At 67.9% G+C, this 22,946-nt stretch carries 24 protein-coding genes; 13 read left to right on the plus strand and 11 right to left on the minus strand.

Annotation, left to right across the window (positions count from 1 at the left end; genetic code table 11):
• Positions 1-4: 4 nt before the first annotated feature.
• Positions 5-490, plus strand: coding sequence for a YbaK/EbsC family protein (locus ACIUM1_RS08720; protein WP_406816787.1), 486 nt, complete (start codon positions 5-7; stop codon positions 488-490).
• 76 nt (positions 491-566) lie between these two features.
• Here the strand turns inward: ACIUM1_RS08720 and ACIUM1_RS08725 are convergent, their stop codons facing one another.
• Complete coding sequence (locus ACIUM1_RS08725) at positions 567-1,316, minus strand: SDR family NAD(P)-dependent oxidoreductase (protein ID WP_406816788.1); 750 nt, start codon at positions 1,314-1,316, stop codon at positions 567-569.
• A 147-nt stretch (positions 1,317-1,463) separates the two neighbouring features.
• Here ACIUM1_RS08725 and ACIUM1_RS08730 point away from each other — a divergent pair, with 147 nt between their 5' ends.
• The gene (locus ACIUM1_RS08730; protein ID WP_406816789.1) at positions 1,464-1,700 is read left to right on the plus strand and encodes a hypothetical protein; all 237 of its coding nucleotides are present in this window, start codon (positions 1,464-1,466) and stop codon (positions 1,698-1,700) included.
• A 120-nt stretch (positions 1,701-1,820) separates the two neighbouring features.
• Positions 1,821-3,185 carry an HNH endonuclease signature motif containing protein gene (locus ACIUM1_RS08735; RefSeq protein WP_406816790.1) on the plus strand — a complete coding sequence of 455 codons (1,365 nt, stop codon included), beginning with the start codon at positions 1,821-1,823 and terminating at the stop codon, positions 3,183-3,185.
• A gap of 14 nt (positions 3,186-3,199) precedes the next feature.
• On the opposite strand, the gene ACIUM1_RS08740 is transcribed toward ACIUM1_RS08735, so the two are convergent.
• Positions 3,200-3,964 (minus strand): SOS response-associated peptidase, encoded by a 765-nt coding sequence (locus ACIUM1_RS08740; RefSeq protein ID WP_406816791.1) that lies wholly within the window; start codon positions 3,962-3,964, stop codon positions 3,200-3,202.
• A 44-nt stretch (positions 3,965-4,008) separates the two neighbouring features.
• On the opposite strand from ACIUM1_RS08740, the gene aroA reads away from it, so the two are divergent.
• Together aroA and rsgA are read left to right on the plus strand one after the other, a co-directional pair.
• Positions 4,009-5,304: a 3-phosphoshikimate 1-carboxyvinyltransferase gene (gene aroA / locus ACIUM1_RS08745; RefSeq protein ID WP_406816792.1), complete on the plus strand. Its 1,296-nt coding sequence runs from the start codon at positions 4,009-4,011 to the stop codon at positions 5,302-5,304.
• A complete protein-coding gene (gene rsgA, locus ACIUM1_RS08750) occupies positions 5,301-6,296 on the plus strand; it encodes a ribosome small subunit-dependent GTPase A (protein WP_406816793.1) in 996 nt (331 codons plus the stop codon). Before aroA ends, rsgA begins: the two co-directional genes overlap by 4 nt.
• On the opposite strand, the gene ACIUM1_RS08755 is transcribed toward rsgA, so the two are convergent.
• Positions 6,280-6,756: a winged helix-turn-helix transcriptional regulator gene (locus ACIUM1_RS08755; protein WP_406816794.1), complete on the minus strand. Its 477-nt coding sequence runs from the start codon at positions 6,754-6,756 to the stop codon at positions 6,280-6,282. The genes rsgA and ACIUM1_RS08755 overlap by 17 nt on opposite strands.
• A 98-nt stretch (positions 6,757-6,854) precedes the next feature.
• On the opposite strand from ACIUM1_RS08755, the gene ACIUM1_RS08760 reads away from it, so the two are divergent.
• The 6 genes from ACIUM1_RS08760 (at position 6,855) to ACIUM1_RS08785 (ending at position 12,284) form a co-directional block, all read left to right on the plus strand.
• On the plus strand, positions 6,855-8,051 hold the full coding sequence (locus ACIUM1_RS08760; RefSeq protein WP_406816795.1) for a thiolase family protein: 1,197 nt from the start codon (positions 6,855-6,857) through the stop codon (positions 8,049-8,051).
• 4 nt (positions 8,052-8,055) lie between these two features.
• Positions 8,056-8,559 carry a DUF302 domain-containing protein gene (locus tag ACIUM1_RS08765; protein ID WP_406816796.1) on the plus strand — a complete coding sequence of 168 codons (504 nt, stop codon included), beginning with the start codon at positions 8,056-8,058 and terminating at the stop codon, positions 8,557-8,559.
• Between the two features lie 157 nt (positions 8,560-8,716).
• Entirely contained in the window at positions 8,717-9,217 is a 501-nt protein-coding gene (locus tag ACIUM1_RS08770) for a nitroreductase/quinone reductase family protein (RefSeq protein WP_406816797.1), read from the plus strand.
• A 98-nt stretch (positions 9,218-9,315) separates the two neighbouring features.
• Positions 9,316-10,545 (plus strand): FAD-dependent oxidoreductase, encoded by a 1,230-nt coding sequence (locus tag ACIUM1_RS08775; protein ID WP_406816798.1) that lies wholly within the window; start codon positions 9,316-9,318, stop codon positions 10,543-10,545.
• A 77-nt stretch (positions 10,546-10,622) separates the two neighbouring features.
• Positions 10,623-11,366, plus strand: a complete 744-nt coding sequence (locus ACIUM1_RS08780; RefSeq protein WP_406816799.1) for an SDR family NAD(P)-dependent oxidoreductase — start codon at positions 10,623-10,625, stop codon at positions 11,364-11,366.
• Between the two features lie 51 nt (positions 11,367-11,417).
• A complete protein-coding gene (locus ACIUM1_RS08785) occupies positions 11,418-12,284 on the plus strand; it encodes an ABC transporter substrate-binding protein (RefSeq protein ID WP_406816800.1) in 867 nt (288 codons plus the stop codon).
• Between the two features lie 27 nt (positions 12,285-12,311).
• Here ACIUM1_RS08785 and ACIUM1_RS08790 read toward each other — a convergent pair whose 3' ends face one another.
• The 5 genes from ACIUM1_RS08790 to ACIUM1_RS08810 form a co-directional block, all read right to left on the minus strand.
• Positions 12,312-13,595: a fatty acid desaturase family protein gene (locus ACIUM1_RS08790; protein WP_406816801.1), complete on the minus strand. Its 1,284-nt coding sequence runs from the start codon at positions 13,593-13,595 to the stop codon at positions 12,312-12,314.
• Between the two features lie 96 nt (positions 13,596-13,691).
• Complete coding sequence (locus ACIUM1_RS08795) at positions 13,692-14,846, minus strand: ferredoxin reductase (RefSeq protein WP_406817599.1); 1,155 nt, start codon at positions 14,844-14,846, stop codon at positions 13,692-13,694.
• A 125-nt stretch (positions 14,847-14,971) separates the two neighbouring features.
• Positions 14,972-15,472: a DUF6912 family protein gene (locus ACIUM1_RS08800; RefSeq protein ID WP_406816802.1), complete on the minus strand. Its 501-nt coding sequence runs from the start codon at positions 15,470-15,472 to the stop codon at positions 14,972-14,974.
• Positions 15,473-15,478: 6 nt separating this feature from the next.
• Entirely contained in the window at positions 15,479-16,336 is an 858-nt protein-coding gene (ppk2, locus tag ACIUM1_RS08805; protein WP_406816803.1) for a polyphosphate kinase 2, read from the minus strand.
• A gap of 41 nt (positions 16,337-16,377) precedes the next feature.
• Positions 16,378-17,799: a WS/DGAT/MGAT family O-acyltransferase gene (locus ACIUM1_RS08810; RefSeq protein ID WP_406816804.1), complete on the minus strand. Its 1,422-nt coding sequence runs from the start codon at positions 17,797-17,799 to the stop codon at positions 16,378-16,380.
• 196 nt (positions 17,800-17,995) lie between these two features.
• Between ACIUM1_RS08810 and ACIUM1_RS08815 the strand changes: the two genes are divergently transcribed.
• Positions 17,996-18,553: an Rv3235 family protein gene (locus ACIUM1_RS08815; protein WP_406816805.1), complete on the plus strand. Its 558-nt coding sequence runs from the start codon at positions 17,996-17,998 to the stop codon at positions 18,551-18,553.
• A gap of 13 nt (positions 18,554-18,566) precedes the next feature.
• Here the strand turns inward: ACIUM1_RS08815 and ACIUM1_RS08820 are convergent, their stop codons facing one another.
• Genes ACIUM1_RS08820 through mddA form a run of 3 tightly spaced genes read right to left on the minus strand, consistent with a single transcriptional unit; the run spans position 18,567 to position 21,035 of the window.
• Positions 18,567-19,724, minus strand: coding sequence for a cation:proton antiporter (locus ACIUM1_RS08820; protein ID WP_406816806.1), 1,158 nt, complete (start codon positions 19,722-19,724; stop codon positions 18,567-18,569).
• A gap of 4 nt (positions 19,725-19,728) precedes the next feature.
• On the minus strand, positions 19,729-20,211 hold the full coding sequence (locus ACIUM1_RS08825) for a cation:proton antiporter regulatory subunit (RefSeq protein WP_406816807.1): 483 nt from the start codon (positions 20,209-20,211) through the stop codon (positions 19,729-19,731).
• A gap of 56 nt (positions 20,212-20,267) precedes the next feature.
• The gene (gene mddA, locus ACIUM1_RS08830) at positions 20,268-21,035 is read right to left on the minus strand and encodes a methanethiol S-methyltransferase (RefSeq protein WP_406816808.1); all 768 of its coding nucleotides are present in this window, start codon (positions 21,033-21,035) and stop codon (positions 20,268-20,270) included.
• 188 nt (positions 21,036-21,223) lie between these two features.
• Here mddA and ACIUM1_RS08835 point away from each other — a divergent pair, with 188 nt between their 5' ends.
• On the plus strand, positions 21,224-22,945 hold the full coding sequence (locus tag ACIUM1_RS08835; RefSeq protein ID WP_406816809.1) for an ATP-binding cassette domain-containing protein: 1,722 nt from the start codon (positions 21,224-21,226) through the stop codon (positions 22,943-22,945).
• Position 22,946: the final 1 nt, after the last annotated feature.

A 22,946-nucleotide genomic window follows, 5' to 3' on the forward strand; every position in this document is an offset into this window, starting at 1 on the left:
GCCGGTGGCCGCCACACCGGGCATTGCTGCGTTGGTGAAAGCCGGTGTGCCGCACCAAGTCCTGACGTTCGATCACGATCGGCGGGAGCAATCGTTCGGCGCGCAGGCGGTCAGGGCGCTCACCGAGGCCGCCGGCATCGAACCCGGACAGATTTACAAGACCCTCATCATCGCGGTGCCCGGTGGGCTGGCGGTCGCGATCGTGCCGGCGACCGCGCGGCTGTCGCTGAAGGCGGCCGCCGCCGCGCTGGGCGTCGCCAGGGCGTCGATGGCCGAGGCCGCGGTCGCCGAGCGCAGCACCGGTTATGTGGTCGGTGCGGTGTCGCCGTTCGGTCAGCGCAAGCAGCTGCCGACGGTGGTCGATTCCGGTGCGCTGGCGTGGGAGCGGGTGTTCTGCAGCGCCGGCCGTCGGGGTTGGGAGGTCGCGGTGGCGCCGCAGGATCTGATCCGCCTCACCGGCGCGATCACCGCCGACATCAGCCGAACGTGACGACGACCTTGTCCGCGGCCCCAGGCGTGTGGGCCGATTCGATCGCCTCGCCGATGTTGTCGAAATCGCGCAGGGCTCAGACTGTCAGGTATCCGCCGTCGACGGCGATGGTGCTGCCGGTGATGTACGACGCGGCGTCGGTACACAGGAACAGTGCGGCACCGACGCACTCCTGAGGCTTTCCGGGCCTGCCCAGCGGCGTGTGGAAGCCGATCTCGGCGTCCACCAGTTCGGGAACTCCCATGGCGGGGCGCGTCATTCGGGTGTCGATGAGCCCTGGCGCGATGGCGTTGACCCGGATTCCGTCGTTGGCCCACCGGCGAGACAAGTTCATCGTCAGGGCGATCAGGCCCATCTTCGACGAGGCGTAGCCCGGGACGAACACCGCCGAGCGGAATGCGGACATCGAGACCACGCTGACGACGCTCGCGCCGCCGGGGGCCCGGCTGGACTTGAGGCGCTCATGGCACAGCATGGTCAGCCGCATCGGGCCCAGCATGTTCTGGGTGACCGACGCGGCGTAGCCATCCGGGTCATATTCGTCGCCGGCGGGGTAGGGCCCGCCCGCGTTGTTGATCAGGATGTCCAGGTCTCCCAGCGAATCAGCCAGGGCGGCAACGGATTCGGGATCCTGGATCCGGCACTGATGGTAGGTGAACGCGTCCAACTGGGTCTCGGGATAGTCCGCGGCCGAGCCGCGGGTGCCGGTCACCGTGACCGCGGCACCGGCAGCGGCGAAACCGGTGGCGATCGCGTTGCCGATGCCTCTGGTGCCGCCGGTCACCAGCACGTGCGCGCCGGTGAAGTCGAAATCGACGGTGTTCATTCGGTGACCCTCATGACTGGCGATCCTCCCATGACGCCCATCGCGCGTACCTGCAGCCCGGTCACCGTGGTGGCGCTCTCGCCTTAGCGAAGTTGAAAGTCCGTGAAAAGCCCTCCTCGGTCTGCCCATTCCGCATACCGTTGACCGATGGACATGAAGCGTTTTGCCGCAGCAGCTCTGCTGGCAATGGCCGGGCTGTTGACGATCGGCGTGGGCGTCAGCGGCGCCGACACGATCCAGACGGAGGGCAACTACCCGACGCGGGAGGCGTGTCAGAACGCCGGCCCGGGCGTCAAGGCCACCACGCCGGGAAGCTGGAACAACTTCTGGTGCGTTCCGGATCGTAACGTCAACGGCAACTGGAAGTTGGTCCTCAGCAACTGATTCGGCCGTCCGCCGCGCTCACCCGCCCCGGTCCGCCGCGCCTGAAATCACTGGTGTCACTGTGGTTTCAGGAGTCTCTGGCCGACGATTTTTGTCGGTGGGCTCCGATAGTTTCGGGGTGTGAGCGTAGATCGGGAGGCCTTGTCGGCGGCGTTTGACACCATCGACGCCGCCCTCGACGACCTGGTCGGGTATGACTGTGATGCTTTGGCCGCTCGCGAGCAGTTGGCGGTGTTGGAACGCTGCGAAAAGGTGCGCCGCCGATTGCCGGCTGTCGAGCATCCGATCGTCAATTCCCTTGCGCGCCGGGCACCATCCCAAGAACTCGGTGGCACGCTGACCCATGCGATGACCGAGGCGACGCTGATCAGCCGCTCCGAAGCATCCCGGCGCATCAAGGAGGCGCGCGATCTCGGGCCGCGCCATGGCCTGACCGGCGAACCCGTGCCGCCAATGCTGCCCGCCACCGCGGCCGCGCAACGCGACGGCACGCTGGGACCGGGTCAGGTCGCGGTGATCCGCAAGTTCTACCACCAATTGCCCGGCTGGATAGACACGGGCACCCGCGAGCAGGCCGAGGCCAAACTCGCCATGGAGGGAACCAGGTATCGGCCCGAACAACTCGACAAGCTGGCAGCCGTCTTGGCCGATTGCCTCAACCCCGACGGCAACTTCACCGACGAGGACCGCGCCCGGCAGCGCGGCCTCACACTGGGTAATCAGCAAGCCGACGGCATGTCGCAGCTGCGCGGCTGGCTGACACCCGAAGCACGCGCCACCCTGGAAGCCGTGCTGGCCAAACTGGCCGCACCGGGCATGTGCAACCCGTTCGACGAGACGCCGTGTATCGACGGCGCACCGACCCAGGACGCCATCGACCGCGACCCGCGATCGGCCGCCCAGCGCAACCACGACGGACTCAACGCTGCCCTGCGCGCGATGTTGGCCTCCGGAAAGCTGGGCCAGCACAACGGGTTACCGGCCTCCATCGTCGTCACCACCACGCTGGCCGAGCTGGAAGCGGCCGCCGGGCGCGGGCTAACCGGCGGCGGCACCCTCCTACCGATGAGCGACGTGATCCGCCTGGCCCGCCACGCCCGTCACTATCTGGCGATCTTCGACAAGGGCAAGGCCCTGGCGCTCTATCACACTAAGCGCCTGGCCTCACACGGACAGCGAATTGTGTTGTACGCCAAGGATCGCGGGTGTTCGGCCCCGGGCTGTACCGTGCCCGCCTACTACTGCGAACTCCATCACGTCACCGACTACGCCACCTGCCACAGCACCGACGTCAACGATTTGACCTTCGCCTGTGGCCCCCAACACCGCCTCCTGACACCCGGCGGCTGGACCACCCGCAAGAACGCGCGCGGTGACACCGAATGGATCCCGCCCCCGCACTTGGACCGTGGCCAACCGCGCATCAACACCTTCCATCACCCCGAGAAACTGCTGCGCGATGGAGACGACGATGAGGCGGCGTAACCGGCTGAGCAGCGCTACAGGATTTTCATCTGTTCGGGCTGCGGCTCGGCAGGCTCGAGCAGCTGGGGGCCGTTGTTGCGGACGTTGTTGACCAACGTCGACACCTCGCGCATCCGGATGGCGCGCACATCGGGCGTGCGGGTCAGCAGTTCCTCGTCGACCGCGGCGTCCGGGTCGAGCCAGGAGTCCCAGTCGCGCTCCGGCAGCACCAGCGGCATCCGATCGTGGATCTGCGCCAGCTCCCCCGGCGCGTCGGTGGTGATGATGGTGCAGCTCAGCAGCGGTGAAGCGTCCTTGGCCGGTTTCCAAACCGACCACAGGCCCGCCATGAACAGCGGCTCGCCGTCATCGGAGTACATGAAAAACGGCGTCTTGCGGGTCTTCTTGCCGGCCGCGTCGTCCGAGTTGACCCGCCATTCGTAGTAGCCGTCCATCGGAATCAGGCAACGCTTGGACTTGGCGCTGGCCCGGAAGGCGGGTGAGGTGGTGACCTTGTCCGCGCGCGCGTTGATCAGCATCGGCCCCTTGGTCTCGGGCGCTCCGTCGGCACCGGCCTTGGCCCACGGCGGCACCAAGCCCCAGCGCATCAGCCGCACCCGCCGCGTCGGCTGGTCCTCGGGCTCGGAATGCCGGCTGACAACGGTCGCGATCGTCGAGGTCGGCGCCACGTTGTAGTTGGGCGCGCTCGCACCGGCGTCGGCGCTGGTGGCCTCGTCGATCGCCTTGATCTTCTCGGCCAGCAGGGCCGGATCGGTTGTCACCGCGAACCGTCCACACATGCATTCCATGGTGGCAGAAACCGGCGACAGGCGATGATGGACCGATGAGTACGTGGACAGCCCCCGTGGCATCGCAGCCCGTGCAGGCGACCGTGACGGTTCCGGGTTCGAAGTCGCAGACCAACCGGGCCCTGGTGCTCGCTGGGCTGGCGGCCGCCCTGGGCCAGGGCACACCGACGATCAGCGGGGCGCTGCGCAGCCGCGATACCGACCTGATGATCGGGGCGCTGCGCACGCTGGGCTTGCGCGTCGACGGTGACGAGACGGAGCTGACGGTCAGCGGCCGCGTCGCCCCGGAGCCGCCGACGCAAGTCGATTGCGGCCTGGCCGGCACGGTGCTGCGATTCGTGCCACCGCTGGCGGCGCTGGCCGAATCGGCGGTGGAGTTCGACGGCGACGAGCAGGCCCGGGCGCGGCCCATCTTGCCGCTGCTGGACGCCCTGCGCGGGCTGGGCGTCCGGATCGACGGCTCCGGTCTTCCGTTCCGGGTGCTGGGCACCGGTTCGGTCGTCGGCGGCAGCGTCGACGTGGACGCGTCGGCCTCTTCACAATTCGTCTCCGGGCTGTTGTTGTGCGCGGCCTCGTTCACCGAGGGCCTGACCGTGCAGCACATCGGTGCGTCGCTGCCGTCGGCGCCGCACATCGCCATGACGGTGGTGATGCTGCGTCAGGCCGGCGTCGACGTCGACGACTCCGTCCCGAACCGCTGGGCGGTGCGACCGGGACCGGTGGCGGCGCGGCACTGGGAGGTCGAGCCGGATCTGACCAACGCGGTTCCCTTTCTGGCGGCGGCGGTGGTCAGCGGCGGCGCGGTGCGCATCACCGGCTGGCCGGCGAACAGCGTGCAGCCCGCCGACCACATCCTGGACGTCTTGAGCAGGTTGAATGCCGTTGTCACGCAGGATGATTCGTTCCTGGAGGCGCGCGGGTCCGGGGACTACGGTGGCTTCGACGTCGATCTGCGCGCGGTCGGCGAGCTGACGCCGTCGGTGGCCGCGCTGGCGGCGCTGGCGACGCCGGGGTCGGTGTCGCGGCTGTCCGGCATCGCGCATCTGCGCGGCCACGAAACCGACCGGCTGGCGGCGCTGAGCACCGAGATCAACCGGCTGGGCGGCGACTGCACCGAAACCCCCGACGGCCTGGAGATCACCGCGACGCCGCTGCAACCCGGGGTCTGGCACTCGTATGCCGACCACCGGATGGCGATGGCGGGTGCCATCGTCGGGCTGCGGGTGAAGGGGGTCGAGGTCGACGACATCGGCGCCACCAGCAAGACGCTGCCGGACTTTCCGCAGCTGTGGGCACGCATGCTGGAGGCCGGGGAAGAGCGCGGCATGTGAGGCCCGGCGACTACGACGAATCCGACGTCAAGATCCGGTCCGGCCGCGGCTCGCGGCCGCGGACCAAGACCCGCCCCGAGCACGCTGACGCCGAGCCCGCCATGGTGGTCAGCGTCGACCGTGGCCGCTGGGGGTGCGTGCTGGGCGGGGATGTCGATCGCCGGGTCACCGCCATGCGGGCCCGCGAGCTGGGCCGCACCCCGATCGTGGTGGGCGATGACGTCGACGTGGTCGGTGATCTGTCCGGGCGACCGGACACGCTGGCCCGCATCGTGCGCCGTGGGGAGCGCCGAACGGTGTTGCGGCGCACCGCCGATGACACCGATCCGACGGAACGGGTGGTGGTCGCCAACGCCGATCAGCTGCTGATCGTGGTGGCGCTGGCCGACCCGCCGCCCCGGACCGGCCTGGTGGACCGGGCGCTGATCGCCGCCTACGCCGGCGGTCTCACGCCCATCCTGTGCCTGACCAAGACCGACCTCGCCCCGCCGGAGCCGTTCGCGGAGCAGTTCGTCGACCTGGACCTGACGGTGGTCACCGCCGGCCGCGACGATCCGCTGCTGGCCGTGGCGGACTTGCTGGCGGGCAAGATCACCGTGCTGCTCGGGCATTCCGGTGTCGGCAAGTCCACCCTGGTGAACCGCCTGGTGCCCGACGCGGACCGCGCCGTCGGCGACGTGACCGACATCGGCCGGGGACGGCACACGTCGACGCAGTCGGTGGCGCTGCCGTTGACCGAGCCGCTGGGCACCACCGGCTGGGTGATCGACACGCCGGGCATCCGCTCCTTCGGGCTGGCGCACATCCAGCCCGACGACGTGATGATGGCGTTCTCCGACCTGGCCGAGGCCATCGCGGATTGCCCGCGCGGCTGCGGGCACATGGGGCCGCCGGCCGACCCCGAGTGCGCGCTGGACGTGCTGACCGGGCCCGCCGCGCGCCGCGTCGCCGCGGCCCGCCGGCTGCTGGCCGCGCTCAACCAGGCTTCTTAGCCAGCCGCATACCGAGCTCGTCGGGCGGCACCAGATGACCTTCCTTGCAACGCATTTCGACGCCTGCCTCGGCACCGCAGCCCAAGTGCGTCAACTGCAGCCGGTGGCGGCCGGGCAGGTGACGCCTCCCCCACTCGAACAGCGCCCACACCACCGGCATGAAATCGATGCCGGCATCGGTGAGCACGTACTCGTCGCGGCTGCGCTGCCCGGGCTCCCGATAGGGCTGGCGTCGCAGCAGCCCGAGTTCGACCAGTTCGCTCAGCCGCGCCGAGGTGGCGGCCTTGGTGATGCCCACCCGCCGGGCGAAGTCGTCGAACCGGGTGGTGCCGTAGTACGCCTCGCGCATGATGAGCATCGCGGATTTGGTTCCGACGACCGCCATCGTCTTCTCGATCGCGCACTCGCCCACCGCCGACCAGGCGTCGCGGTCGGCCAGCGGTCCTTGCAGCAGTGTCATCTAAATCACCTCCGCAGCTGAGTTGCTTTAAGCATACCGAGGTGTTTATCTGGGTACAGCGGTCTATACCTAGATCGAGATCGACTCGAGGAGGAGTCATGACGAGCCATCCCAGTTTTGGGGTCCGCGACGCGGTCATCGTCGGAGCCGTCCGCACGCCCATCGGCAAGGGCAAGGCCAGTGGTGCTTTGCACGACGTGTTGCCCGCCGACCTGCTGGCACACAGCCTGCGCGAACTGGTCGCGCGCACCGGCGTGGACCCGGCCCAGGTCGACGACGTCATCGCCGGAGCCGTCACCCAGGTGGGCGACCAGGCGGCCAACATCGCCCGTAACGCCTTGCTGGGCGCGGGGTTCCCGGAGTCGGTTCCCGGCGTGACGATCGACCGCCAGTGCGGCAGCAGCCAGCAGGCCATCAGCTTCGCCGCCCAGGGCGTGATCGCCGGCGCCTACGACCTGGTGATCGCCAGCGGCGTGGAGTCGATGAGCCGCGTGCCGATGGGCTCCCAGGTGCCACCGGGCAGCAACCCGATGGGCGAAGACATGACCCGGCGCTACCCCGACGGCCTGGTGCCGCAGGGCATCAGCGCCGAACTGATCGCCGCGAAGTGGGGCTTCTCGCGAGCCCAGCTCGACGAGTTCTCCGCCGGCAGCCACGAGAAGGCCGCCCGCGCCACCAAGGAAGGACTGTTCGACAACGAGCTCATTCCAATCGCCGGGCTGGCCACCGATGAGATCATCCGCCCGGGGACCACGGTCGAGACACTGGCCGGGTTACGGCCGGCGTTCTACAGTGATGCGGCCAAAGCCCGGTTCCCGCAAATCAATTGGGAGATCACGCCCGGCAACTCCTCACCGCTGTCCGATGGCAGCGCCGCGGTGCTGATCACCAGCAGCGAGGCCGCCAAAAAGCTGGGGTTGCGCCCGCTGGCCCGAATCCACACCACCACCGTGGTGGGCTCCGACCCGCTCTACATGCTGACCGGAGTCATTCCGGCCACCGAGAAGGTGTTGCGGCGCGCCGGGCTGACGCTGGCCGACATCGACCTGTTCGAGGTGAACGAGGCGTTCGCCCCCGTCGTGCTGGCCTGGGCCAAGGACACCGGCGCCGATCTGGCCAAGACCAACGTCAACGGCGGCGCGATCGCGATCGGTCACCCGTTGGGCGCCAGCGGTGCCCGCTTGACGACCACGCTCGTCAACGCCCTGGAACAGCGCGGCGGACGCTACGGGCTGCAGACCATGTGCGAGGGCGGTGGCATGGCCAACGCCACCATCATCGAGCGATTGGGCTGAGATCGTGAGCAATCCCCAAGAGATCAAGTTCGACGGAGTGCGAGTGCGCTACGACAGCGCCAAGGGCTACGACCAACTCCGTGCCGCGTTGCTCGCCGACATCGGCGAGCAACCGGTGCCGATCAACGACATCGCCACCGTCACCGAGGACTGGCCGTCCTATCAGGAGCGCGTCGAATCCCACGTCGGCCCAAGTGGATTCATGCTGTTCGGCGTGGTCGACCACGGCTCCTGGATCCCCAAGGCCGGCATCGACCGCAAGGCGCTGCGGGTGATCCTCGGCAACCCGCTGATCGCTATCACCATGCTGCGCCACGATGTGACGGCCGGGCTGTTCGCCCCGGTCGAGCTGCTGTTGCTGGAGGAGGACGAGGGCAGGAGCAGCCTGACCTACGTCAAGCCGTCGTCGCTGATGGTGGTTGAGCAGAATGCGGAATTACTCAGCGCCGCAGAGCAACTCGATGCCAAGCTGGCGGCGCTGGCCGCCAAGGTGACCAGTGGCTCGTGAATGGACGTGCACAGTGGGGCTATCCGGCTCTGTAGGTGGTGTTACAGCGATCCCCCAGCACACTCAGCCCGGGTATTGCTCCGCGCTTTGAGAATCCGAGACCGTTCCGCCGGGGGCCACGGCCAGACCCCGCTGGGCGCATGGTTGCATGTCACCCATGAGCGACCACGACGCCGCATCGATCCGGGCGGCGCGAAAGGACTGGATCAGCGAGCACCTCGAGGCGTATCTGACCTCGGGCGGCGTGCGGGGCCACATCATGGACCTGAGCGCGGTCGGAGGCCGTGAACTGACCATGCACTGCCTGATCAAGGTGGCGGGTCGCACGTCCGGGAAAAGCTATGTCAGGCCGTTGATCTACGGCAATGTCGGCGGCGAAATCGTCATCGTCGCATCCAAGGGCGGCGCCGACACGCATCCGCAGTGGTACCTGAATGTGTTAGCGAGCAGCACAATCGGCGTCCAGATCGCCACCCAGGCATTCGAGGCCACCTGGCGGGAACCCGAAGGCGAGGAGCGTCATGAGGTGTGGGCCTACATGGCTCACCTGTACCCGCCGTACCTCGCCTACCAGAGGTCGACACGTCGTCAGATCCCGCTGGTGATGTTGGCGCCCGTGCGGGCGATCGACGTCTTCTCTGCGGAGGACTTACGGTAGCCGTCATTCGGTGGTAGCAAAGACATCACCACCTGTGGTGTGATACGACGCGATCCATTCGTCCGTGCTGTCGACGCCTCTCGGAAGCGAAGAACACAATGACCGAACCGCGATCCACCACCTGCGCGATTGCCGGAGGCGGTCCAGCCGGAATGATCCTCGGGCTGCTGCTGGCCCGGGCCGGGGTCGAGGTCACCGTATTCGAAAAGCACGCCGACTTCCTTCGTGACTTTCGCGGCGACACCGTGCACCCGGTCACCCTGCGCTTGCTCGACGAGCTGGGGTTGTTCTCCCGCTTCGACGCGCTGCCGCACAGCAAGTTCAAAAAGGCCGAGTTCGAAATCAACGGGCGGCAGGTCACTTTCGTCGACTTCGGTCGCCTGCACCTACCCCATCGCTACATCGCGCTGGTGCCCCAGTGGGATCTTCTCGACCTGCTCGCCGAGGCCGGCAAGGAGGAACCAACATTCACCTTGCGGATGCAGACCGAGGTTACCGGGCTGCTGCGCGACGGCGACACCATCACCGGTGTGCGCTACCGCGGGCCCGACGGCCCAGGAGAGCTGCGCGCCGACCTCACGGTGGGCTGCGACGGCCGTACCTCGACCGTGCGCCGCGAAGCCGGCTTGACCGCGCGGGAATACCCGGTGCCGTTCGATGTCGGGTGGTTTCGGCTCGACGCCAAAAAGGAAGTGAAATATCAACTGACGCCCCGTACTTCGCCGACCTTGACGCTGCTGCTGATACCGCGCGAAGGGTACTTCCAGGCCGGGTGCTTTTTGCCCAAGGGCGGCGAGGAACAATTGCACGCCCGCGGAATCGACACCTTCCGTGCTGAGGTGGCCGACCTGGTCCCCGAAGCCTCGGTGCAAAACCTCACATCGTGGGACGAGGTCAAAATCCTTGACGTTCGGGTGAACCGGCTGCGCCGTTGGTACCGGGAGGGACTGCTGTGCATCGGGGACGCCGCCCACGCGATGTCCCCGGCCGGCGGAGTCGGGATCAACCTTGCGATCGCCGACGCCGTGGCCACCGCCCGACTGCTGGCCGACCCCCTGTCGGCGCATCGGCTCACCACGCGTGACCTGGCCGCCGTCCAACGACGCCGATACCTGCCCGCGGCCGTGACGCAGACCGTGCAGCAGGCCGCGGCGCGCTTCCTCGTCCCTGCCGTACTGCGCGGCGAGGTCAAACCGCCCCCACCCATTGTCAGCAATTCTGTCGCAAGGCTTTTCGGCTGGATACCGTCGCTGTCCGCGGTTCCCGCCTACGCCATCGGCGTCGGCTTGTTTCCAGAGCATGCTCCACCGTTCGCACGCCGGAGCTGATTCACGATCTTTACCGGGGAGTACTGGGGGCGTATCGTTCCGGCTGGCCGTTGGGACCCGCCAGGGAGGTAACCCCGATGACTCGTGTCGCGGTGATCACCGGAGCCAGCCGGGGCATCGGTGCGGCGACGGCACTGGTCCTCGCGTCACGCGGGTTTCGGGTGGTGGTCAACTACCGGTCCAGCGCCGAGGAAGCCGAAGAGGTGGTCAGGGCCGCGACCGCATCCGGCGGTGAGGCAACAGCGATTCGGGCCGATGTCACCGCACCAGACGACGTCGCCGCGATGGTCGACCAGACCAACGAAAAGTGGGGCCGGGTGGACGTGCTGGTGCACAACGCGTTGATCCCTTACGACGTCACCTCGTTCGCCGATCTGAGTTGGGAGCAGCTCGGCGGCAAGCTGGAGCGGGAGCTGCGTGCCGCTTTCCTGGTTACCAAAGCCGTTGTGCCGGACATGATTTCCCGTGGCTATGGCCGTCTGGTCTATCTCACCACGATACTGTCCCGGCGGCCCCGCGACGGCATGATCACGGTGGGCACCGCGAAGGCGGCGATGGACCAGTTCGTCCGCTACGTCGCACTCGAGCTGGCGCCACACGGCGTCACCGCCAATCTCGTTTCGCCCGCCACCGTCGGCGATGCCACGGCGAGCTCGCTGCTGGCGAGCGACGAGGTGCATCGACTGGGCGCCGCCAACCCGATGGGTCGCCTGGTTACTCCCGACGAGGTAGCCAAGACGGTGGCCTTCCTGGCCAGTGAGGATTCCGGTTTCACCACCGGCCATTGCCTAGAGGTCAACGGCGGCCTCGCGATGGACTGAAAGCAGTTGCGCCACTTGTGGAGTCATCGAACCTGAAGGGGGCCGTTGCCGGTGCAGACCATCGATTTGGCGTATGTCGGGCGTGGCCTGCACGAGGAGCTGGTCGCCCATGTCGCCGACCAAGAGGGCTACTTCGAGGATGAGGGCGTCCACGTCGCCATCCGCGACGGGGTCAGCTGGCCGGCGGAACGGCTGCGGCGCAGCGCCGTGATCGGCCTGGGCCGCACCCTGGTGTCGCGGCTGATCGACGGAATCGGATGGACGGCGCTGAGCTTCAGCACCGATCGCCCGCTGTTTTGGTTTCTCGGAAACGCCGAGGTGAGGTCCATGGCGCAGCTGCGCGGGCGGCGCCTGGCCGTCCACGCCGCCAGTAGCCCGCCCGGTACTTTCGCGCGAATCGTCCTGCGTCAGCATGGCCTGGACCCCGACCGCGACCTGGACTGCGTGGTCCGCCATCCGGGTGACTACCAGATGGACCTGCGCCGGCTTCGGGACGGCTCGATCGATGCGGCCTACGTGGGCAGCACGCTCTCACCCGAGCAGGTCGCCGAGGAGGAGGGGTTCCACGTGCTGGCCTGGGTCGGCGATCATTTCCAGATCCCCACCGTGGGCGTGGTGGTTGACCCCGTGCACATCCCGCTGGATAACCCGGCGCTGCAGGCGCTGGTGCGTGCCAACGAGCGGGCGCTGCGGCTACTGACCGAACAACCGGGCAGGGCCGTCGACTACGTCGCCTGGTTCCTCGACCGGCTCACCCGCGATGAAGCGGAGCGATTCTACGAGCGCTACGTCGGGCCGTATTTCGTTCCCGGCCGCAAGGCGGACCCACGCATCGCGCAGCGATCGCTCGACGCGGTCGCTGGCGAACTCGGTGTCGCGCCAATCGCCGCCGCGGACTTCTACCCGCTAAGTCCGTGACATCGTCCGCCGCACACCACGCGGCGGTCAGGCGGCCAGATCGTCGTCGGCGACGCCGTCCGCGGTCGCCCGCTTGGCGCGCCGCCAGCCGCGCACCGCTGCGATCGCGGACTTCAGCCCGCGGCGCCGGCCGGTGGCCGGATCGGTGCCCAGGAAACCGGGCTCGAGGTCGGCGAACATCCGCTCGCTGCGGGTCTCCGGCGCGTTGTCGGCGTCGTCGCGCAGGTACTTGTTCGGCAGCGAGAGCTTGGCCAGTGTGCGCCACGTCTTGGCGTACTGGAACAGGAAAGAGCCTGTGGTGTAAGGCAAGTCGTACTTGTCGCACACCTGGCGCACCCGCACCGAGATCTCGTGCAGCCGGTTGCTCGGCAGGTCCGGGTACAGGTGGTGCTCGATCTGGTGGCACAGGTTGCCGCTCATGAACCGCAGCGCGGGGCCGGCCTCGAAGTTGGCGCTGCCCAGCATCTGACGCAGATACCACTGCCCCTTGGTCTCGCCGATCATGTCGGTCTTGGTGAATTTCTCTGCGCCGTCGGGGAAGTGGCCGCAGAAGATCACCGCGTTGGCCCACACGTTGCGGATCACGTTGGCCGTCGCGTTGGCCTTCAACGTGGACATGTAGGTGGCTCCGGGCGACAGCGAGGTCAGCGCCGGGAACGCGACGTAGTCCTTGAGCACCTGGCGCCCCGCCTTGGCCAGGAACTCGTCGATCCGCTCCCTGGCTTCCTCGTTGTCCATGCGGCGCTTGGCGATCTTGCCCAGCTCCACATGCTGCAGGCCGACTCCCCACTCGAAGAGCAGCGCGAGCAGCGTGTTGTACACCAGGTTGAAGATGTTGAAGCGCTTCCAGCGCTGGTCGCGGGTGACGCGCAGCAGCCCGTAGCCGACGTCGTCGTCCATCCCGAGGATGTTGGTGTACTTGTGGTGCACGAAGTTGTGCGTGTAGCGCCAGTGCTTGGACGACCCGCTCATGTCCCACTCCCACGTGGTGGAGTGAATCTCGGGGTCGTTCATCCAGTCCCACTGGCCGTGCATGACGTTGTGGCCGATCTCCATGTTCTCGACGATCTTGGCCACGCCCAGGGTCACCGTCCCCGCCCACCAGGCCGAGCGCCGCGAGCTGGCGGCCAGCAGCAGCCGGCCGGTCACCTCCAGCGCGCGCTGGGCCGCGATGGTGCGGCGAATGTAGCGAGCATCGCGCTCGCCGCGTGAATCTTCCACGTCCTGGCGAATGGCATCGAGCTCAACGGCCAGGTTTTCGATATCGGCGTCCGTCAAATGGGCGAATACGTCGACGTCGGTAATTGCCATCGTCGTTATCTCCCTGAGTCGATTGTTCGGTCCTTAACGCGTTCCAGACCTACGCTATCGTAACCTACGAAGCCGTAGGTTACCTATGAGTAGCCTCTAAATGTCGAGCACGCAATCGCCGGAAGCCGCGGACACACAGGTTTGCACGCGAGTCCCGGGGTCATGCTCCTGGCCGGTCCGCAGATCACGGACGTGACCCTCCACCAGGCCGACCACACACGACTGGCAGATCCCCATGCGGCACCCGAAGGGCATCTGCACTCCGGCGCCCTCGCCCGCGTCCATCAGCGACGTCGCGGCGTCGGCAGCGACGGTGCGACCACTTCGGGCGAAGGTGACGGCGCCACCGGCGCCGGCGGGTGCGGCCCTGGACACCGCGAACCGCTCCAGGTGCAGGCGCTCACCGACACCGGCGGCCGACCATACCCGCTCGGCCTCGGCGAGCATGCCTTCCGGACCGCAGGCCCAGGTCTGGCGTTCCCGCCAGTCCGGCACCCCCTGATCCAGCGCGGACAGGTCCAGCCGGCCCTGGGTGCGCGTCTCGCGCAATTGCATCCGGTAGCCGGGGTGCTCGGCGGCCAGCGCGGTCAACTCGGCACGAAACATGACGTCGGATTGGGTAGGCGCCGAATGCAGGTGGGCGATGTCACCGATCTGGTTGCGCCGCACCAGGGTTCGCAGCATCGACATCACCGGGGTGATGCCCGAGCCGGCGGTGAGGAACAGGATCGACGCGGGCGCCGGGTCGGGCAGCACGAAGTTACCCTGCGGCGCGGCCAGCCGGACGATGGTGCCCGGCTCGACACCGGCAACCAGGTGCGACGACAGGAACCCCTCCGGCATCGCTTTCACGGTGATGGTCACGGTGCGCGCCGAACCGGAGCGCGAGCTACCGCCGGCCGGGGCCGACGTCAGCGAGTACGACCGCCAGCGCCAGCGCCCGTCCATCAGCAACCCGATGCCGATGTACTGGCCGGGCTGGTAGTCGAAGTTGAAGCCCCACCCCGGCTTGATCACCAGGGTCGCGGAATCTTCGGTCTCGCGGCGCACCTGCAGGATCCGACCGCGCAGTTCGCGCGCCGACCACAGCGGGTTGGCCAAGTGCAGATAGTCATCGGGCAACAGCGGCGTCGTGATGCGCGCGGCGAGCTTGCGCAGCGCGTGCCAGCCGGGATGCCGGTCCGCGCCGGCGACAACAGGTCGCGCGGTGTCGACGACGTTGCCCGTGATCGAGGGGTTACGTCTGCCCAGGGGAAGCTCCTGCTCACGATGCGGCGTCTGGCTTGCCCTCACATTGTGATCGATTCTGTGCGCTCCACGAAACCTACGGTACCGTAACCTACGGTCCCGTAGCTAGTGTCCGGGCAGCGAATGCCTCACATCAGGTCCAGCAGAAACGGCAGCTCCTGGTTGGCGTACCAGGCCAAATCGTGGTCTTGCGCGTCACCGACGATCAGGTCGGCATCCTCGTCGCCCAGGTCGGCGGCGTCGACCGCCTCGACGGCCTTCGCCACCGCCGGTTCGGCGGCTGCGTTGTCGACGTAGGCGGCGATCACGTCGCCGATCGGCACCGGTCCGGCCAGCCTCACCACGGCGTCGTCGAGGTCGGGACGGTACGTGACGTCCTCGACGTCGGCGGCCAGCACCGCGCGGCGCGGCGGGGGCTCCGATGACGCGTCGGCGGCCAGCAACCGCAACGACGCCAGCGCCGCCTCGCGCAGCGCCACGTCGGCGAGCTCGTCGTCGTCACCCTCGGCGTAGGCCTCGCGCAGCCTCGGCGTCAGTGCGAACGCCGTGCCGTTGACCGGCCACAACGAACCGTCGGCGACGAGCTGCGCCAACATGGGCAGCGTGGCCGGGATGTAGACGACCGTCATGGGCGGCTAAATCAGCGTGGCCGCGTAGTCGTCGACGTAGGTCGACAGCTCTCGCGGCGGGCGCTGGTAGTTACCGCTGACGACGGGACGCTCCGGCAGCTTGACCTTGGGAATCTCGACATCTCGGTAGGGGACGGTGGACAACAAATGGGCCATCATGTTCAGTCGCGCGTGCTTCTTGATATCGGATTCCACGACGTACCAGGGACTCTCCACGGTATCGGTGTGCACCATCATCTCGTCCTTCGCGCGTGAGTAATCCTCCCACCGGTATACCGATTCCAGGTCGATCGGGGACAGCTTCCATCGCCGGACCGGGTCGTTGCGCCGCGCTTTGAAGCGGCGCAGCTGTTCGGCCTCGGAGACCGAGAACCAGTACTTGCGCAACAGGATCCCGTCGTCGATGAGCATCTGCTCGAAGATCGGCGTCTGGCGCATGAACAGCGCGTACTCGCGCGGCGTGCAGAACCCCATGACTTTCTCGATGCCCGCCCGGTTGTACCAGGACCGGTCGAAGAACACGATCTCGCCCTTGGTGGGCAAGTGGGCGATGTAGCGCTGGTAATACCACTGGCCGCGTTCCCGATCCGAGGGCACCGGCAACGCGGCGACGCGTGCGATCCGCGGGCTGAGGTATTCGGTAATCCGTTTGATGGCACCGCCCTTGCCTGCGGCGTCACGGCCCTCGAAGAGCACCACCAGCCGTGCCCCGGACTGCCGCACCCACTCTTGAAGCTTCACCAATTCCGTTTGCAGCCTGAACAATTCGGCTTCGTAGACGTCATCGGAAATCTTGGGCACGGTCGGCCGGGCCGACTTCTTGTTCGGCTTCTCCGGCGCCGCGTCGCTTTTCCCGGTGCTCACAGCCACGAATAATAGCCCTACGCAGGATGTTTCATTGCTGACTAGGACCGGGATGCCTCGAGTAGTTCTTCGAGGGCCTGGTTCAGCAGTCCGGGCAGCAGCTCGACATCGCTCATGGCTTCGCGGTCGGCGTTGATTCCGTAGTACAGCTCACCGTTGTACGACGTCACGCCGATGGCCAGCGCCTGATTGTGCAGCAGCGGCGGCACCGCGTAGGTCTCCAGCAGTTTGGTGCCGGCGATGTACATCTGCGACTGCGCGCCGGGGGCGTTGGTGATCAACAGATTGAAGGTGCGTTTGGAGAAGCTCGGGACGCCGGTCGCCACCCGGATGCCCATGGCGTGCAGCGTCGGTGGGGCAAAACCCGACAGCGTGACGATAGTCCTGGCGTCCACCAGATGGGCGGCCGTCGGGTTCGACTCGGTGGCGTGCGCGATCTGCGACAGCCGCACCACCGCATTGGGCTCCCCCACCGGCAGGTCGACCAGAAACGGCACCACCTGGCTGATCGCCTGACCGGGACCGCTGGTGTCGAGGTCGCCGTCGTCGTACACCGAAAGCGGCGCCATCGCCCGCACCGTCGCGGTTGGCGACACGGCCACCCCACGCGACATCAACCAGTTGCCCAGAGCGCCGGCGATCACCGCGAGCACCACGTCGTTGACGTCGCAGTCGTAGCGCGCACGCACGTTGCGGTAATCCTGCAGGCTGCCGCGCGCCACCGTGAAGCGCCGATGCCGCGACACGGTGGCGTTGAGCGGGCTGCTGGGCGCCGTGCCCCGGGCCACGGTGCGCACGAAATCGACGGCCCGGCGGCCGGCGTCGAGCAGCTCGCCGTGGTTGGTCAGCACGCCGCCGATCGTCGACCCGACGGCCCGCAGCTGGGCGCCCGGGCCCGCAAACCAGTCCCCGACCGCACCCAAGATCAGCCGGGTGTTGCCGGGGTCGCGCTCCGGTACCCAGATGTCCTCGGGGAACGGTGGCAGGCGCTTGGTCCGATCGGCGATGACGTGATTGATCTCCAGTGCCGCCATGCCGTTGACCAGCGCCTGATGCGACTTGGTGTAAAGGGCGACCCGGTTCTTCGACAAGCCTTCGACCAGGTACATCTCCCAGAGCGGGCGCGACTTGTCCAATGGCCGCGCGGCCAGCCGCGCGATCAGCTCGTGCAGCTGCTCGTCACTGCCCGGAGAGGGCAACGCCGAGCGACGTACGTGATAGGTGATGTCGAAGTCGTTGTCGTCCAGCCACACCGGCCGGGCCGTAGCGACCCGCACTTCCCGGACCTTCTGCCGGTAGCGCGGTATCTGCGGCAGCCGCTGCTCGACGGTGGCCAGCAGCGTCTCGTAGCTCAATCCGGCGCGGGGGCGACGCAGGATCGACAGGGATCCGACGTACATCGGGGTGGCGGTGTTTTCCAGCCGGAAGAACGACGCGTCCGCTGGGGACAAGCGGCTCACCATGCGGCGCTGTCCTCCTGGTCAGTAGTCGCCCGTGCGCTCCGGGGGCCCGATGTCCCGCCCACGGTAATCGGATGGCCGTGCACTCTTCAGCGTGGGTACGCGTGCGGTCGAGTTGTGCCATGATGACCACTGACCAACCAGTGTCTGCCACTCTCCAGCAGGCTTCCGGCCCAGCCGAAGACTTGGAGAGTGCGCGTTGAACACCAGTCCCGTCGCGAATCCAGACGCTTTCACCGTCATACCAGTCGCCGACTACGAGCCGCCGACGCAGGCCGTTTCGCCGACCGCCGCGCCGTGCCGGCAATCGCCGCGCGCCCCGTTGCGCCGCGGCAGCGGCCACGCGCCGCCGCGGCCCTACACCGGCCAGCCCAGCAGGGCGCCGGCACCGGATCCCGGCGCGATCATGTCCCCGCGGCTGCGTCAGGCGGCCGCCTTCGCCGACGCCGCGCTGCGCCGGGTGCTGGAAGTCATCGACCGCCGCCGCCCCGCCGCCCAGTTGAATCCGCTGCTGGCGCCGAGCCTGGTGGATTCGGTGGCCGCGGTCGGCCGTTCGGCCGCGGGCCACCAGCGCGGCGCCGCGATATTGCGTCGCATGCGATTACAGCCGGCCGGTCACCGCGACCCCGACTCGGCGGCCGAGGTCTTCGGTTCTTACAGTCGCGGAAACCGGATCCACGCCATCGCCTGCCGGGTCGAGCAGGTCGCCGCCGCCGGCGGAACCCGGTGGATGGTGGTGGCCCTGCACATCGGGTGACCGCGGACCGCGGTCAGGTCGCCGGTGCGGCGCCGGCCGCCCGCGGGCCGCCGGTGTAGCGGGTGAGCACGGGACCCGCGATCGCCATGATGAAAACGTAGGACGTCGCCAACGCCGCGACGGCGGGCAGCGACTTGCCGGCCAACCCGATGATGATCAGCGAGAACTCGCCCCGGGCGATCAGCGCGGTGCCCGCGCGCAGCTGCCCGCGCCGCGCCACTCCGTCGTGCCGGGCGGCGAAGGCCCCGGTGGCGATCTTGGTCGCCGCGGTCACCGCGGCCAGCACCAATGCGGCCGGCAGCATCGGAACCAACTCGTGCGGGTCCACCGAGAAGCCGATCGCCAGGAAGAAGATGGCGGCGAACAGGTCACGCAGCGGGCCCAGCACCTGGCGCGCCCGCTCGGCCGTCTCGCCGGTCAGCGTGAGGCCCACCAGGAACGCGCCGACCGCGGCCGAGGCGTGCAGAGACTCGGCCATCGCCGCCACGATCAGGGTGATGCCCAGCACCCGCAGCATGAGCTGTTCGGAGTCGGGGTGTTGCACCAGCCGCTCCACGTGGTGGCCCCACCGGTAGGACGCGGCGAACGCCGCCACCAGAGCGCCCACCGCCACGACCATGCCGCCCACGGCGTGCAGCCATCCGCCGCCGGACGCCAGCACCGCGAACAGCGGCAGGTAGGCGGCCATCGCGAAGTCTTCGAGCACCAGCACCGACAGCACCGCCGGAGTCTCCCGGTTGCCGAGCCGCTGCAGGTCCTCCAGCAGCCGCGCGATGACACCCGAGGAGGAGATGTAAGTGACGCCGGCCAGGCACAGGATGGCCACGCCGTGCAGTCCCAGCAGCCACCCGGCGATCACGCCGGGTGCGGCGTTGAGCACGATGTCGACGGCCGCCGACGGCAGGTGGTGGCGCATGCTGGAAGAGAACTCGGCCACCGAGAACTCGCAGCCCAGGGTCAGCAGCAGCAACACGACGCCGATCGGTGCGCTGGTGGTGATGAACTGGCCACCGGCGGCCAGCGGCAGGATGCCGCCGTTGCCCAGGGCCAGGCCCGCCAACAGGTAGACCGGTATCGGCGACAACGCGAATCGCCGTGCGGCAGCGCCCAACACGGCCAGAGTGGCCAGGAGGGCGCCGAGTTGCAATAGCAGCGTCCCCGAAATCTGCACCCGCTCAGCCTTTGTCGATAATCTTCTCGACGCCCGCGATGCCGTCTTCGGTGCCGATCACAATGAGAACGTCTTGGACGTGCAGCATCTCGGACGGCCCGGGTGAGGCGAGCACTTCCTCGTTGCGCACGATCGCCACGATGGACGCCCCGGTCCGGGTGCGGGCCCGGGTGTCCCCCAGCGGGTGATCCACGAAAGGGCTGTCGGCCAGGATGTGCACCTGACCCGTCTCGAGCCCGGGAATTTCTCGGGCCAGTTCGGTGAACCGCTCGGCGATCCGCGGCGCCCCCAAAATCTGGGCGACGGCCTCGGCCTCCTGGTCGCTGAGGTGCAGCAGCGGCCGGGCCTCGTCCGGATCGTCGCGCGCGTACACGACGACGTCGAAATCGCCGCTGCGCCGCGCGATGATGCCGATGCGGTCGCCCTTGTGATCGATGAATTCGTAGCGAAGACCGACCCCGGGGAGCAGCACCTCCTTGACGTCCATACGTCAATCCTGACAGGTCGCCGGGCGCCACCGTAAGCGGATGGAGGGAAGGATCGTCAGCCTCGGGCGCCCGCCGGTTGGGTGGGGCCACCGCGCGAGCGGTGCCCCAGCGGCAGCAGCATCGGCACCTGGCGGCGGTAGTCGCGATACCGATCACCCAGCGCGGCCACCAGGTCGCGCTCTTCGAACCGCGTGGCGATCAGAATGTAGCCGGTCATCGCGATGGAGAAGAGCAGATGCCCTGCGGTCATGGTGGGCGCCGCCCAGAACGCGATGAGGAAGCCGAGCATGAGCGGGTGGCGCACCAGGCGGTAGAAGAACCGAACGCGAAAATCGAGGTCCGTGTAAGGCTTTGCCCGCCAAGCCAAATACACCTGCCGCAGCCCGAACAGGTCGAAGTGGTTGATCATGAACGTCGACGCCAGGGCGATCACCCAGCCCAGCCAGAACAGCGTCCACAACGCCATCCGGCCGGCCGGTAATTCCACCCGCCAGATGGCGGTCGGCATCGTTCGCCATTGCCAATAGAGCAGCGCCAGTACGACATTCGACAGCATCACGTATGTGCTGCGCTCTATCGACGGCGGCACCAACCGCGTCCACCGCGCCTTGAACCCCGGCCGGGCCATGACGCTGTGCTGCAGGCCGAACAGACCGAGCAGCACCATGTTGACCGGCACCGCCTGTCCGATGGGTGCCGACAGACCGTGATCGACCGTCCGCGGCACCCAGAAGTTGCCCAGGAACGCGATTAAATACAGGAATACGGTGAGAAACAGCAGATAAGCGGCCGCGCCGTAGCCGACCGTCAGGTAGCGCTTCATTTGCTGATTGTGCGCCTGTTTCTCGCGCAGGCATATAGGTCATTTGCCTCAATTTCCGCGAAGCGATACCCGACATCGCTGACCGACCCGTCCGGTCATTTGAGGCAAACGCCTCATGCGGCGGCCCAATCGGCGGACCGATGATCGGCCGTGACAGGCCCACTTCGAGAAATCACGGAGACCGGATCATGAATGAACCGATATGTGGCGCCACAGCCATCGAGCTGCTCGGCGATCACCCAACACAGGCGCCGGACGGCGCACGCATCGAAGCAATCGACGTCGGCCGGCGCGTCGGTGGCCGGCAACTTCTGCAGACCATGTCGCTCTCGGTGGAGCCCGGCGAATTGGTCGCCATCGCCGGGGGCAGCGGGGCAGGCAAGACCACCCTGCTGGAAACGCTTGCCGGACTGCAAGTGCCGTCCACGGGGGAGGTTCGGCACGACGGTGTCGTACCCCGTGCCCGCGCCCGCGCCGGGGCGACGGTTGGCTACGTGCCCCAGGAGGACATCATTCACCTCGAGATGCCGTTGCGCCGTACGCTGCGCTACGCGGCGCTGCTCCGGCTGCCCGCCGGCACGCCCGCGGTCGAAGCGGAGCGGATCGTCGACGAAACCATGCATGACCTCGACCTCGCCGATCGGGCCGACGTGCCGGTGCGTGCGCTGTCGGGCGGCCAGCGCAAGCGGGCCAGCATCGCCGTGGAGTTGCTGACCCGGCCACGCGTCTTCTTCCTCGACGAACCGACCTCCGGGCTCGATCCCTCGACCGCCGCTGACGTGATGCGCCTGCTGCGCCGGCTCAGCGAACGCGGCGTCACCGTCGTGCTGACCACCCACGAGCCCGCCGGCATCGACCAGTGCGACCGGGTGATCTTCCTGGCCCGCGACGGCCACCTGGCGTTCATCGGCACGCCGGGCGCTGCGCGGCGCTACTTCGGCGTGGACAATCTCACCGAGGTGTACGAGCGCCTGGCTCAAGAGCACACGCCGCGGGTCTGGGGGCAGCGATTCGCGGACAGCCGCGAGAATCCCCCGACCCGGCCCGATTTCATTCGAAAGACTCTGTCGGACAAGCGCTCCGACGTCAGTCGGACGGGGATGGTCAGGCAATGGTGGCTGCTCACCCGGCGCAACGTCGATGTCCTGTTCCGTAATCGGCTGACCCTCGCGATCCTGCTCGGCTCACCGGTGCTCGTGACGGCGATGATGGCGACCTTGTTCAAGCGAGGTGCGTTCGATCCGGGTGACGCCGCCGGCGTCGGCCCGGCCCAGATCGTGTTCTGGATCGCCTTCGACGGCTTCTTCTTCGGGCTCACCTACGGCCTGTTGCAGATCGTCGGTGAGATGGCCGTCTTCCGGCGCGAGCGCCTGGCGGGGCTGCGCGTGGGCGCCTACGTGGCATCGAAGGTGACGGCGCTGTTTCCGGTGCTGGCGGGAGTGAGCGCGGTACTGCTGGTGGTGCTGCGCGCCCTCGGCCGCCTACCGGCTCTCGGGTGGCACGTGTACGCCTTGCTGTTCGCGACCATTGTGATCGAAGCGGTCTCGGCGCTGGCCCTGGGCCTTTTCGCCTCGGCCGCCGTCTCCAACGCCGCACAGGCAGCACTCGCCCTGCCTATGCTGTGCTTTCCGCAGGTCCTCTTCGGTGGGGCCATCGTCCCCGTCGACCAGATGGCCACGCCAGGGCGGCTGATGAGTCTGGTGCTGTCCAACCGTCACGCCTTCGACGCGTTGGGCCGCGACCTGCAGCTCGACCGCTACACGATGACGCTGCCGGCCATGTCCGTATACCGGCAGACCTTTCAGGGCGGCAACGCCGTAAGCCTCATAGCGCTCGCGTCGTTCGCCGTCGTCCTCACACTTGCCACCGCGTGGTTGCTGGACCGGCGATCCCGGCCCGGCGCTTCGTAGG

The sequence above is a fragment of the Mycobacterium sp. M23085 genome (genome assembly GCF_045343915.1).
Lineage (GTDB): Bacteria > Actinomycetota > Actinomycetes > Mycobacteriales > Mycobacteriaceae > Mycobacterium.